Consider the following 12865-nt stretch of genomic DNA (forward strand, 5'->3'; position numbering starts at 1 on the left):
GTCCCCACCGGGAGAGTCGTCCATGCCCCTGAACCGCCGTGACTTCGTCACCCGGTCCGCCGCCACCGCCGCCGGCGCCGCCCTCGTGAGCGGTGGAGCCCTCGCCTCCGCCACCCCCGCGGCGGCCGCCGGACCGGACGAGGCCCGCGCCAAGGGCCGGACCAAGCGCCAGGCCTTCACCGTCATGGGCACCACCGACCTCCACGGCCGGGTGCTCAACTGGGACTACTTCACCGACGCCGTCTACGCCGACAAGGCGCACAACGAGGTCGGCCTCGCCAAGATCTCCACGCTGGCCAAGCAGGTCCGCGAGGAGAAGGGCTGGGACCGCTGCCTGCTCATCGACGCCGGTGACACCATCCAGGGCACCCAGCTGACCTACTACTACGCCCGGGTCGAGCCGATCGCCACCGAGGCCGACACCGCGCCCGAGCACCCGATGGCGCTCGCCATGAACACCATGGAGTACACCGCCGCCGCGCTCGGCAACCACGAGTTCAACTACGGCATCGACACCCTGCGCGCCTACGAGGAGCAGCTGGACTTCCCGCTGCTCGGCGCCAACGCGCTGAACGCCCGCAACGACAAGCCGGCCTTCCCGCCCTACGTGATCCGCAAGGTGAAGCTGGGCAACGCCGGCCCGGCGCTGAAGGTCGGCATCGTCGGCCTGACCAACCCGGGCATCGCGATCTGGGACAAGGCGAACGTCGCCGGCAAGATGACCTTCCCGGGCATCGTCGAGACGGCGAAGATCTGGGTGCCGAAGGTCAAGGCCGCCGGCGCGGACGTCGTCGTGGTCGCCTGCCACTCCGGCATGGACGAGGCCACCTCCTACGGCGACCAGCTGCCCTGGGCGGAGAACGTCTCGGTCGCGCTGGCCGAGCAGGTGCCCGGCATCGACGCCGTCCTGGTGGGCCACGCCCACAAGGAGATCCCGCAGCGCCTGGTCGTCAACAAGGAGACCGGGAAGACCGTCGTGCTGTCCGAGCCGCTGTGCTGGGGCCAGCGGCTGACCTGCTTCGACTTCGAGGTCGAGTACGACGGCGGCGCGTGGAAGGTCGTCTCGCTCTCCTCCCGGGTGCTGAACTCCAACACCGTGCCGGAGGACCCGGAGATCGTCGACCTGATGACCGACCAGCACAAGAAGGTCGTCGAGTACGTCAACCAGGTCATCGGCACCGCCAAGGTCGCGCTGTCCATCGCCGACGCGCCGTTCAAGGACACCCCGATCATCGACCTCATCGGCCGGGTCCAGGCCGACGTGGTGCGCGACGCGCTGGCCGGCGGCCAGTACGCCAAGCTGCCGGTGCTCGCCCAGGCCGCGCCGTTCAACCGCAGCGCCGTCATCCCGGCCGGCCAGGTCAAGCTGCGCGACGCGGCCGGCCTGTACATCTACGAGAACACCCTGGAGGCCCGGATCCTGACGGGCGCCCAGATCAAGGACTACCTGGAGTTCTCGGCCAAGTACTACAACCAGCTCGCCCCGGGCGCGCCGGTCGACAAGGCCACCCTGACCAACGCCCAGAACACCCCGGACTACAACTACGACTCGGTGTACGGCGTTTCGTACGACATCGACGTCGCCCAGCCGGTCGGCTCGCGGATCGTCAACCTGAGCTTCGAGGGCCGTCCGATCGACCCGACCGCCCAGTTCGTCCTCGCGGTGAACAACTACCGCGCCAACGGCGGCGGCAACTTCCCGCACGTCGCGGCCGCCCAGAAGGTGTGGGCCAACTCGGACGAGATCCGCAACGCGATGATCGCCTGGGTGAAGGCGAAGGGCGTCATCGACCCGGCCGACTTCGCCGCCGAGTCCTGGCGCCTGGTCCGGGCCGGCCAGCCGGTCTTCTGACCGGTCCGGCCCACGGCCGGAAGCCCGGTCCCACGGCCGGAGCCGCAGGCCCGGCCCGCACGGCCGGAACAGCCCCCGGGGCCCGTACCCCGGGGGCTGTTCCCCCTGCCCTTCCCCGCTCCCTCTCCCCGCTCCCTCTCCCGCCCTCTCCCCGGTCCGCTCCCCCGCCGGTAGCCTGGCCCGCATGCGGACCATCGCCACCTGGCCCCTGGACGCCCCGCCCCCGCCCGACGTGCCGGCCGAGTTCCGCACCCCCTGCACCCGGGTCGGACGGGACCTGCGGCACCTGCCCGCCGGCGCCCGACTGCCGGACGGCGCCCGCTGGGAGCTCTCCGAGGAGCCCTGGTCCGGCTTCCTGCTCGGCCTCGGCAGCACCCTCAGCCTGCGGTACACCCTCGAAGTGGACCCCTACCTGCCGCCCGGGCCGCTCACCGCGCTGGTCGCCGAACAGGTGCAGGACCACGTCACCGGCTACGAGTTACTCCAGTGGCCGACCTGCCCCGGCCACGTCCACCTGCTGGTGCCGGCGCCGGACCCGGACGACGGGGAGCGGGCCTGGTGGCACTGCCGGCGGTCCGGCCGCCCCCTCGCCCTCATCGGCGACCTGAGCGCCAACTCCTGAGCTGTACCAGCTCCGTCATCGCCTCCCGCTCGATCCGGGCCAGCTCCGCCAGCAGCGCACCGGCCCGCGCCAGGTGCGCCGCGTCCCCGCTCTCCCCCGCCGCGGCGACCAGGGCGGCCACCTCGGTCCATCCGGCCGCCGCCTCGGCGTAGCGGTCGCGGGCGGCCCGCGCCCGGGCGTCGTCGAGCAGTTCGGCGCACTCGCCGAGGAAGTCCCGGTACAGGTTGCGGAACAGCGCCCCTCCGGTGCCCGCCAGCTCCATCATGCGCGCGGCCTGCGGCAGTTGGCGGCCCGGATCGGTGGCGCGGGTCAGCCAGCCCGGCACCAGGGCGGCGGCCCTGGCGATCCCCCGGTGGCCGAGGTTCGCGATCGGCGGGTTCAGGAACGCCTCCGCGCAGTCGGCCATGGCGGGCGCCAACAGCTCGCGCAGTTCGGGGAGTTCGCCGCGCCGGGCGAGGGTGAAGGAGCGGTTGCGGGCGGTCATCGGGCCGCGTTCGGCGCGCGCCGCCGCGAGCGAGGCCAGACCGGTGCGGACGGCGCCGCCCTGCTGCGCGGTGTCGACCAGGTGGGCGTCGTGCGCGTCGTGGCCGAGCATCGCGACCATGTGCCCGCCGAAGTGGGTCCTCGCGGTGAAGTACTCCAGGTGGTAGCAGTCCAGCTGGAGTCCGACCGGTCGACCGGCGGCGAGCCCGTCGGCCACGTTCTGCCAGGCCCGGCGGGCCGAGCCGGTCTCCCGGACGTCCAGCTCCAGCCCGAGCCGGGCGGCCAGGGCCCGGGTCGGCGCGAACGGCTTGGACCGGCCGCCGAGGAAGGGGAAGTCCAGCCCCTTGCCGTCCCAGTGGACGAAGGACAGCCCGGCGCCGAGCCCGAACAGCATCGGCTCCGACAGCTCGATGCCCTCGTGCCGCAGCAGCACGCCCAGCGCCGTCGTCTCGCAGTGCACGCCACCGCCCGTGCTCCAGTGCGGTTCCGTCATGATCCGCCCTCCACTCGCTCCTCGACCCGGACGACCAGCCTGGTCATCCACTCCTCCGCCGCGGCCTCACCCGGTCCGACCAGGTACGCCTCGCGGACCGGCGGCACCGGCCGCAGCCCGCGCTCGTGCACCGCCGCCAGCAACGCGTGGTACGCCAGTGGCAGTTGGGCGTACGAGCCGTGGTGCACGGTCGCCAGGACCGGCCCGCCCGGCAGCACCGGCCGCTCCGGCCCGCCCGGCAGGACCGGCCGCTCCGGCGCCTCCGGACCGGCCGGGAGCGGCGGCGCCTCGGCCCCCACCGCGATCCGCATCCCCTCCCCGAGGTCCAGCGGGAACAGCCCCCACAGCGGCGGCCGCCACGCCACCCCGTCCAACTGCGCCAGCAGCCGGCCGACGCACTCGCCGACCCGCTCCCCCAGCCCGGCCGGCCCGGTCACGGCCCGGACGACGGCCAGCCGCCGTTCCGGCTCCCGGTCCTCGGCGACCTCGTAGCCGGGCAGTCCGCCGCCGTCCGCGAGCCGCTCCAGCAGCTCCAGCCGGGCCCGGTCGCGGGTGATCCGCTCGGCGACCCGGTCGCGTTCGGCGCGCAGCAGCCGCGCCCGGTCCGCCCCGTCGCCGGCCAGGGTCGCGGCGATCACCGCGAGCGGCACGTCGAGTTCGCGCAGCAGGGCGACGGTCAGGGCGTCGCGGGCCCGGTCGGCGGCGTAGTAGCGGTAGCCGGTGGCGGGGTCGACCCGGGTCGGCGGCAGCAGTCCGGTGTCGTCGTAGTGGCGGAGCTGTTTGACGCTCAGCCGGCAGAGCCGGGCGAAGCGCCCGATGGTGAGGAGTTCGTCCTGTTCGCGCACGCCGCCATGGTGGACCCTCCCGCCGCGGGAGGGTCCACCGCGGGTGGCGCTCCCGCCCGGACCACCGGCCGGCGAGACGCTGGGACATCTTCCCGAGACCGCAGGATATTCAGCCGCGCGCCCGGCCTGCCTACCGTTGATCACGTCACCGAGAGCAGCACACCTCGCAACAAGGAGCAGTCCCATGCGCGCAGTTGTCCAGAAGTCCGTCGGCGGCCCCGAGGTCCTGGAGGTCGTCGAGACCGACCGGCCCGCCCCGCGCGGCGGCGAGGTGCTCGTCCGGGTCCACGCCAGCGGCGTCAACCCGGTGGACGTGGCGGTCCGTTCGGGCGCCTACCCGCTGCTGGGCGAGCCGCCCTTCGGTGTCGGCTGGGACATCTCGGGCGTCGTCGAGGTGGCCGGGCCGGGTGCCCGGTTCAAGGCCGGCGACGAGGTGTTCGGCCTGCCGTTCTTCCCCCGGGCCGCCACCGGGTACGCCGAGTACGTCGCGGTGCCGTCCCGCCAGGTGGCCCGCAAGCCCGCCGCGCTGAACCACGTCGAGGCGGCCGCGCTGCCGCTGGCCGCGCTCACCGCCTGGCAGGGCCTGGTGGACGCGGCGGGCCTGTCCGAGGGGCAGCGGGTGCTGATCCACCGCGCGGCGGGCGGCGTCGGCCACCTCGCGGTCCAGATCGCCAAGGCCCGCGGCGCGTACGTGATCGCCCTGGCGAGCGAGCCGAAGCACGACTTCGTGCGCGGCCTGGGCGCGGACGAGGTGATCGACTACCGGACCGAGGGCTTCCTGGCGGCGGTCGGCCAGGTGGACGTGGTGCTCGACTCCTCCTCTCAGGGCACCGCCTCGCTGGAGGTGCTGCGCGAGGGCGGCGTACTGGTCTCGATCATGGAGCACTGGAACACCGCGCTCGCCGCCGAGGTCGAGGCCGCCGGCCGCCGGTTCGCCGGCATCTCGGTGGAGCCGGACTACGCCTCGCTGGAGGCGATCGCCAAGCTGGTCGACGAGGGCCGGATCCGGCCGCACATCGCCGAGACCTTCCCGCTGGAGGAGGCCGGCAAGGCGCACGAGCTGATCGCCACCGGCCGCACCCAGGGCAAGATCGTCCTCACCGTCGCCTGAGCCGTAGGGTTCCGGTGGAGCACGTACCGACCGGGGGAGGCGGCATGGACATCCTGACCGAGGCGCTGGGTTCGATGCGGACGGGGCAGCCCGCCTCCGTCCGCACCGAGGGCCGGGCCCCGTGGGGACTGCGGCTGCCCCCGGTCGCCGGCGCCGGGTTCCATGTCGTCCTCTACGGGACGTGCTGGCTGGTGCCGCTGGAGGACGACACGGCCGAGCCGATCGCGCTCAGCCCGGGGGACGTGGTCTTCCTGCGGGACGGCCGGGGGCACGTCCTCGCCGACCGGCCGGACACCCCGGCCGTCCCCGAGCAGCCCTCGCAGTTCCGGCCGAGCCTGCCGATCGGCACCGTCACCGTCGGCGGGGACGGGCCGCGCACCAGCCTGCTGTGCGGCAACTACCACCTCGACCAGGCGCGCCCGCACCCGCTGGTGCGGCAACTGCCGGAGATCGTCCACCTGCAGACCCGGCACGGCCGCCACCCCGAGCTGAGCGCGGCCGTCCAACTCCTCGGCGCCGAACTGGAGAACCCGAGGATCGGCTCGGTCGGCATCGTCCCGGCGCTGATCGACTCGCTGCTGCTGTACATCCTGCGGGCCTGGTTCGAGGAGCAGCCGCCCGCCACGGCGGCCGGCTGGGCGGCGGCGCTCGGGGACGCGGCGGTAGCACCGGCGCTCACCGCTATCCACGAGGCACCGTCCACGCCGTGGACGGTGGAGTCGCTGGCGGGCAGGGCCGGCCTCTCCCGGGCGGCGTTCGCCCGCCGCTTCACCGCCCTGGTCGGCGAGCCGCCGATGGCGTACCTGACCCGCTGGCGGATGACCACGGCGGCCCGCCTGCTGCGCGAGTCCGAGGCCCCGCTCACCGCCGTCGCCGCGAAGACCGGCTACGGCTCGGAGTACGCCTTCGCCAAGGCCTTCAAACGCGAATTCGGCCTGGCCCCGGGTGGCTACCGCCGCGAGGCCCGCACGGCCTGAGGCGCCGGTCTCAGCCCTGGCCGGACGCGCCGCCGGACGCGCCCCCGACCGCCTCCCGGACCGCCGGGGCGACCTCCCGCGCCCACCGGCCGAGGGTGACCGGGTCCGGCGAGCCGTGGTCGGCGGCGAAGAGGGTGAAGCCGGACGCGCCGTGCTCCAGCACCGCGCCGGTCAGCTCCTCCACCCATTGGCCCACCGAGCCGCCGAGCCACCTGCCCTCCGCGTCACGGGTCGCGGCGAGCGGCCGGTCGGTGATCCGGCCGGGCAGGTTGTAGACGGTGCGGACCTCGCGCGGGTCGCGTCCGACGGCGGCGGCCGCCTCGTCGACGACCGGCCGCGAGGTGCGGTAGCACTCGCTGAGCCAGTCCGCCGCGTGGCCGGGGATCCAGCCGTCGGCGACCCGGCCGGTGGCGGCCAGCGACTTGCGGCCGTTGGAGCCCGTCCACACCGGCGGCGCGGCGACGGGCGCCGGCTCGATCTCCCGGACGCGGTAGTGCCGCCCCTCGTGGGTGACCGGCGGGCCGCCCCCCGACAGCCGCTTGACCAGCACGATCGCCTCCTCGAAGGCTTCCACCGCCGCGCCGGGGGCGAGCCGCTCGACACCCAGGTCGGTGATCCGGTCCCAGATCCCGCCCGCGCCCATCCCCAGCACCACGCGCCCGCCGGACAGCGCGGACAGCGAGGTGACGGTCCGCGCCAGCATCGGCGCGGGACGGCTCGGCAGGTTGGTGACGTTGGCGAAGCCGCTGATCCGCCCGGTCCGCCCGAGCAGGAAGCCGAGCGCGGCGTACGCGTCCACCCGCCCGCCGACGTACGGGTGGTCGGACAGCGAGAAGTGGTCCAACCCGTCCCGGTCGGCCTGCTGGACGACGTCCAGCAGGCTCGCCGTGTCGGCGAGGTCCCCCGGCGCTCCGAATCCGAAGACGACGCCCGCGTTCCCGATGCTCATCGTTCCCCCAGAAGCAAAAAGGAGCTGAAGTTCGCAGCACGAACATATTAGTTCGCTCCGCGAACTTCAACCCCTCCGGACCTCCGGCCGCCTACTGCTCCCCGAACACCGGAGGCACCTTGTTGTCCAGCACCACCCGGCCGAGCAACCCGCCCAGCAGCTCCCGCTCCTCACCCGAGAGCCCGGCCGGCAGCTCGTCGATCCGGCGACAGGTCTCCGCATAGAAGCGATCGGCCAGCACCGCACCCTCCGCCGTCAGCGCCACCCGCACGGCCCGCGCATCCCCCTCACAACTCTCCCGCCGCACCAGCCTGTTGCGCTCGCTCCGGTCGACCAGACCGGTCAGGCTCGACTTGGCCAGCCGCAGCACGCCACCCAACTCCCCCATCACGTACGACCGCCCCAGCAGCACGCAGAGCAACTGCCCCTGCTGCGGCGTCAACCCGAACTCCCGCGCCGACTCGGCATACACCGCGTCCACCAGGAACGCCGCCCGCACCAACGCCCCCACCACCCCGATGCCGCCACCCTCGCTCTTCGCCATCCGGCCAGCCTAACAGCCGTAATTCGCACCACGAACTACCACGTGGAGAAGGACGCCCAGAATGGGAGGATGGCCCCATGAGCGAGCCATGGATCCCCGGACGGCAGGCCCGGCTGCTGACCTACGCCCAGGGCCTGAACCCGCCCTCGGGCTGGAAGGTCGAGGTCTCGGGCGACGCGATCATCGTGACGGCCGGGCCGTCGGTGATCCACCAGCGCAATCTGCTGCTCGTCCGCGAGCAGTTCGACGCCCATCGCCCGAGGGATCTGATGCCCAGCGAGAACACCGATCTGAGCTCCCCGAACACGGGCAAGCTCCGCAATCCCGACCTGACCTACATCCCCCTCGCCACCGTCGAGCTCGGCGGCAACCAGGTCCCCGCCGAACTGGCCGTGATCGCCGTCGAGATCGTCTCCCCGTCCAACCCGGAGAACGACCTGGTGGGCAAGGTCCGGGACTACCCGCAGATGGGGATCCCGCTCTACCTGGTGATCGACCCGCGCGAGGGCACCCTCACCCTGCACTCCGAGCCCGGCAACGGCGCCTACCACCGCCGGTGGACCGGGAAGTTCGGCGACGCCGTGCCCGTCCCGGCGCCGTTCGACTTCGAGCTCGCGACCTCCGAGCTGCTCCGGTACCCCGCCGGCGCAACGGCCTGAACTAGGGCTTCTCCGCCACGCCCGCCCAGATGCCGACCTGGGAGTCGCTGGGCTGTACGGGGGCGTCGGGGCGCCAGAGGGGGGCGGTGACCAGGCCGGGGTCGGTGAGCTTCAGGCCGTCGAAGAAGCGTTGCACCTGCTCGCGGCCGCGCATGGTGAGCCGGGCGGAGGCGTTGCGGTAGACGGCCGGGCCTCGGCCGGCGTCGGCGGTGGCGGTGAAGTCCAGGGTCCCGTGGGAGAGGACGAGCCGGCTGCCGGGCGGCAGGGCGTCCACCAGGGTGCGCACGATGCCGTAGGGGTCGTCCTGCTCGTCGACGAAGTGCAGCACCGCGACCAGCAGCAGCCCGACCGGTTCGCCCGCGTCCAGGGCCTGCCGGACCTCCGGGGCGGCCAGGATCCCCGCCGGGTCGCGCAGATCGGCCTGGACCACCGCGGTGCTCTCCGGGGTGGTGCCGCTCAGCAGCGCACGGCCGTGCACCAGCACGATCGGGTCGTTGTCGAGGTACACCACCCGGGCGTCGGGCCGCACCCGCTGGGCGACCTCGTGGGTGTTCCCGGCGCTCGGGATGCCGGTGCCGATGTCGACGAACCGGCGGATGCCGTCCTCGGCGAGGTGCCGCACCGCGCGGCCGAGGAAGGCCCGGTTGGCGAGCGCGCTGATCCGCACCATCGGGCTGATCGCGAGCACCCGCTCGGCGGCCTCCCGGTCGGCCGGGAAGTTGTCCTTACCGCCGATGTAGTAGTCGTACATCCGGGCGGGGTGCGGGACTTCGGGGCGCAGGTCGGCGGGCGGCCGCGCACCGCCCTCCCCGTCACCTGTGAGCCACTCCCGGCCGATCTCCTGGAACCCGGTCACTCCGCCACTCCTTCGGTACGTCGAACACCAGCAGCCGAGGACCCGGCCGCCCCCTCCACCGGGGCGGCCGGGTCCTCGGACTCGCTCAGAACGGGAAGCGGCTGCGCCCGTGCTGGATCGAGATCCACTTCACCGTGGTGAAGGCGTCCACCGTGGACTCGCCGTTCAGCCGGCCGACGCCCGAGTTCTTCTCGCCGCCGAACGGCACCACGGGCTCGTCCGCGATGGTCCCGTCGTTGACGTGGATCATGCCGGTCTCGATCCGCTGCGCGAACCGCACCCCGCGCTCGACGTCGGCCGTGTGCACGGCGCCGCTGAGCCCGAACGGCGTGTCGTTGGCGATCCGCACCGCCTCGTCCTCGCCGTCGAACTCGACCACCAGCACCACCGGCCCGAACAGCTCGCGCCGCAGGATCGGCGCGTCGGCCGGCAGGCCGCCGAGCACGACCGGGTCCATCAGGCTGCCGACGGTGGTGCCGCGCAGCAGCGCGGTGGCGCCGTCGGCGACGGCCTGATCCACCTGCGCGGTGAGGGCGTCGGCCTGGACCGGGTTGATCAGCGGGCCGATGTGGGTGGCCGGGTCCCTCGGGTCGCCGACCTTCAGGGTGGCGACCTTGGCCACGAACTTGCGGGTGAACTCCTCGGCGACGCTGCGGTCGACGAGCACCCGGTTGGCGGCCATGCAGACCTGGCCCTGGTGCACGAAGCGGCTGAACACGGCCGCGTCCACGGCGTAGTCAAGGTCGGCGTCGTCCAGCACGATCAGCGCGCTGTTGCCGCCGAGTTCCAGCACGGTCCGCTTGAAGTGGGAGGCGGCGACGGTGGCGACGTGCCGGCCGACCTTGTCGGAGCCGGTGAAGGAGATCACCTTGGCGAGCGGGTGCTCGATGAACGCGTCACCGATCTCGGCGATGTCGGTGATCACGACGTTCAGCAGGCCGGCCGGCAGGCCCGCCTCCTCGAAGATCTTGGCGATCAGGGTGCCGCCGACCACCGGGGTCTCCTGGTGCGGCTTGAGCACCACACCGTTGCCGAGCGCCAGCGCCGGGGCGACGGCCTTCATCGACAGGAACAGCGGGAAGTTGAACGGGCTGATCACCCCGACGACGCCGACCGGCAGCCGGTAGAGCCGGTTCTCCTTGCCGTCCACCGGCGAGGGCAGCAGCCGCCCCTCGGCCCGCAGGGACAGCTGCATCGCCTCGCGCAGCATGTCCTTGGTGAGGGAGAGCTCGAACCAGGCCTTGACGGCGGTGCCGCCGAGCTCGGCCATGATGTCCCGGGTGATCTCCTGCTCGCGGTCCTCCAGGATCCGCAGCGCGCGCTCGAAGACCAGCCGCCGGGTGTAGGGGTTGGTGGCCGCCCACTCCTTCTGCGCCTGCGCCGCGGCCCGGTACGCCTGGTCGACCTCGTCGACGGTGGCCACGGTGATGCTCGCGAGCTTGTCCCCGGTGAAGGGGTCGACGTCGACGATGTCCCAGGAGCCGCTGCCCTCGCGCCACTCGCCGTCGATGAACTGCAGCGCCAACTCGGAAAGGTACGACATCCGATCCCTCTCATACCGTTCGGGAACGGCCGCGACATTCCAGCGGTCGTTCGCGATCAGAACTGATCGGGCCTCATCGTACTTACCTGCTACAGCTCCTGGCGTACGGAGCGGAGAACTTCTCGTGTCCGCTCGGGAGAAAGGCTGTCCGCCACCAGACCGTCCATCGCGCCCGCGTACTCCGAGACCTCGGCCGGCTTGTCGAGATAGAGCGCGGTGGTGAACTGCTCCAGGTAGACGATGTCCGGCAGTTCCTGCTCGTCGAAGGCCAGCACCGAGAACGCCCCGCCCTCCGCGCGCAGCCCACCGAAGCCCAGCGGCATCACCTGGAGCGCCACGTGCGGGAGCTCGGTCAGCTCCAGCAGGCGGTCGATCTGCGCCCGCATCACCTGCGGACCGCCCCACGGACGGCGCAGCGCGGCCTCGTCCAGCACCGCGACCAGCCGGGGCGCCCGCTCGGCGCCCAGCACCTGCTGCCGCTTGAGCCGCACCTCCACCCGCCGCTCGATCTCGGCCGGTTCGGTCACATGGCCGCCGTGGGTGATCACCGCCCGCGCGTAGTCGGCGGTCTGCAGCAGCCCGTGGACGAACTGGACCTCGTAGCTGCGGATCTCGGTGGCGGCCTCCTCCAGTCCCAGGTAGTTCTGGAACCAGCCCGGCAGGACGTCCCCGTACCCGTGCCACCAGGAGGTCGCGTTGGCCGCCCGGACCAGTCCGAGCACCGAGGCCCGCTCCGGCTCCGCGTCCACGCCGTACAGGGTCAGCAGATCGGCGACGTCGCGCTCCTTGAAGCCGACCCGGCCGAGCTCCATCCGGCTGATCTTCGACTCGGAGGCCCGGATCGAGTACCCGGCCTCCTCCCGGCTGACCCCGCGGGCCTCCCGGAGCCGTCGCAGTTGCGACCCCAGCAGCAGACGCCGCACCGTGGCACCGCCACCCGCCTGAGTCGCACTCATCGCCTCAACCTCCGCACGTCAGCAGCCCCCCGGCCGTGGCCGCAGTCTTCCACCAGGGACCGACGAACAACAGTCCTCGGAACGCCCTCATCGGGATCTTCCGCCCCCACGGGGCCGCCCGGACGAACAGCGTCCGGATACGCGCGGTAGCCGAACCGTAGCTCCCCGGAACGCACTCTAGTCCCCCGCCGCCGCGATGCACATCCCCAACCCCCGCCACCACCCGTAGGGTGACCACAACTCGGCCGGAACCGGCACCAGTTGACGGAACCCGCACGCGCGGCCGAACGTCCCCCACGTTGTGCCGGGACGACTGCCCACCGCCGCACTCCCGCTCGCCCTGCTGTCCGTGGTCGCCACCGTCCCCGGTGACTCCTCCCGCGGACCTGCGGGTGCCCCCCGGCCCTCACCGGCGAGGTCCTGGAGCGGGCCCGCCGGGTGGCGGAGGCCTGGTCCGCCTCCGAGTCCGCGCGGATCCGGCGCACCGGCTGCTGCCTGCGGCTGTACCGACAGGACTGGCTGTCGGAGGACTTCTACACCTCCGGCGACGCCTTCGCGGCGTTCCTGGGCGGCCGGATCGACCTCGCGGCCGGCTTCCCGCCGTTCTCCGGCACCGGGACGGTCTCGTTCCCGGACGGGACGTCCATGACCGAGCCGGAGAACTGCGCCGACGCACGGCCCGGCGAGGTGTACGCAACGGCCGACGTCCTGGTGCTGATCGGCCGCACCACCGGCCGCCCGAGGACCTGCACCGAACGCCACAGCTACCAGTACGCCCGGTTCCCCTTCACCCGCCCCCTCGGCGACCGGGTGGTGCTCAACCTCGCCGGCCGCCCCGTCGTGTTCCCCGAACCCGTCCCGGAGAGCTGAACCGCCCCCGGGCACGCGAACGGCGCCTGCCCCCAAACTGGTCGGGGATGTGGGCAGGCGCCAGGGACCGCGGTGGCCCGGCGACGCTGACGGGGTGCGGCTCGG

At 73.1% G+C, this 12865-nt stretch carries 13 protein-coding genes; 6 read left to right on the plus strand and 7 right to left on the minus strand.

Annotated elements, in window-relative coordinates; all coding sequences use genetic code 11:
• Positions 1-22 precede the first annotated feature (22 nt).
• Together OG715_RS12845 and OG715_RS12850 are read left to right on the plus strand one after the other, a co-directional pair.
• On the plus strand, positions 23-1852 hold the full coding sequence (locus OG715_RS12845) for a bifunctional metallophosphatase/5'-nucleotidase (protein WP_266268816.1): 1830 nt from the start codon (positions 23-25) through the stop codon (positions 1850-1852).
• A 184-nt stretch (positions 1853-2036) separates the two neighbouring features.
• A complete protein-coding gene (locus tag OG715_RS12850) occupies positions 2037-2474 on the plus strand; it encodes a hypothetical protein (RefSeq protein ID WP_266268817.1) in 438 nt (145 codons plus the stop codon).
• Here the strand turns inward: OG715_RS12850 and OG715_RS12855 are convergent.
• The gene (locus OG715_RS12855) at positions 2446-3450 is read right to left on the minus strand and encodes a BtrH N-terminal domain-containing protein (protein WP_266268818.1); all 1005 of its coding nucleotides are present in this window, start codon (positions 3448-3450) and stop codon (positions 2446-2448) included. The genes OG715_RS12850 and OG715_RS12855 overlap by 29 nt on opposite strands.
• Positions 3447-4295, minus strand: coding sequence for a MerR family transcriptional regulator (locus OG715_RS12860; protein WP_266268819.1), 849 nt, complete (start codon positions 4293-4295; stop codon positions 3447-3449). The genes OG715_RS12855 and OG715_RS12860 overlap by 4 nt, the downstream gene beginning before the upstream one ends.
• A gap of 184 nt (positions 4296-4479) precedes the next feature.
• Between OG715_RS12860 and OG715_RS12865 the strand changes: the two genes are divergently transcribed.
• On the plus strand, positions 4480-5406 hold the full coding sequence (locus tag OG715_RS12865; RefSeq protein WP_266268820.1) for an NADP-dependent oxidoreductase: 927 nt from the start codon (positions 4480-4482) through the stop codon (positions 5404-5406).
• Between the two features lie 44 nt (positions 5407-5450).
• Positions 5451-6383 carry an AraC family transcriptional regulator gene (locus OG715_RS12870; protein WP_266268821.1) on the plus strand — a complete coding sequence of 311 codons (933 nt, stop codon included), beginning with the start codon at positions 5451-5453 and terminating at the stop codon, positions 6381-6383.
• 10 nt (positions 6384-6393) lie between these two features.
• Here the strand turns inward: OG715_RS12870 and OG715_RS12875 are convergent, their stop codons facing one another.
• Positions 6394-7332 carry an LLM class flavin-dependent oxidoreductase gene (locus OG715_RS12875; protein WP_266268822.1) on the minus strand — a complete coding sequence of 313 codons (939 nt, stop codon included), beginning with the start codon at positions 7330-7332 and terminating at the stop codon, positions 6394-6396.
• A 91-nt stretch (positions 7333-7423) separates the two neighbouring features.
• Complete coding sequence (locus OG715_RS12880; RefSeq protein WP_266268824.1) at positions 7424-7876, minus strand: MarR family winged helix-turn-helix transcriptional regulator; 453 nt, start codon at positions 7874-7876, stop codon at positions 7424-7426.
• Between the two features lie 77 nt (positions 7877-7953).
• On the opposite strand from OG715_RS12880, the gene OG715_RS12885 reads away from it, so the two are divergent.
• Positions 7954-8535 (plus strand): Uma2 family endonuclease, encoded by a 582-nt coding sequence (locus tag OG715_RS12885; protein ID WP_266268825.1) that lies wholly within the window; start codon positions 7954-7956, stop codon positions 8533-8535.
• A gap of 1 nt (position 8536) precedes the next feature.
• Here OG715_RS12885 and OG715_RS12890 read toward each other — a convergent pair whose 3' ends face one another.
• The 3 genes from OG715_RS12890 to OG715_RS12900 all read right to left on the minus strand — a co-directional run bounded on the left by OG715_RS12890 (position 8537) and on the right by OG715_RS12900 (position 11890).
• A complete protein-coding gene (locus OG715_RS12890; protein ID WP_266268826.1) occupies positions 8537-9391 on the minus strand; it encodes an SAM-dependent methyltransferase in 855 nt (284 codons plus the stop codon).
• Positions 9392-9476: 85 nt separating this feature from the next.
• Positions 9477-10934, minus strand: a complete 1458-nt coding sequence (locus OG715_RS12895; RefSeq protein ID WP_266268827.1) for an aldehyde dehydrogenase family protein — start codon at positions 10932-10934, stop codon at positions 9477-9479.
• An 89-nt stretch (positions 10935-11023) separates the two neighbouring features.
• Positions 11024-11890, minus strand: coding sequence for a helix-turn-helix domain-containing protein (locus OG715_RS12900; protein ID WP_266268828.1), 867 nt, complete (start codon positions 11888-11890; stop codon positions 11024-11026).
• A gap of 438 nt (positions 11891-12328) precedes the next feature.
• On the opposite strand from OG715_RS12900, the gene OG715_RS12905 reads away from it, so the two are divergent.
• Positions 12329-12760 (plus strand): hypothetical protein, encoded by a 432-nt coding sequence (locus OG715_RS12905; protein ID WP_266268829.1) that lies wholly within the window; start codon positions 12329-12331, stop codon positions 12758-12760.
• Positions 12761-12865: the final 105 nt, after the last annotated feature.

Origin of the sequence: Kitasatospora purpeofusca (assembly GCF_036010405.1) — a bacterium.
Taxonomy (GTDB): Bacteria; Actinomycetota; Actinomycetes; order Streptomycetales; family Streptomycetaceae; genus Kitasatospora; species Kitasatospora purpeofusca.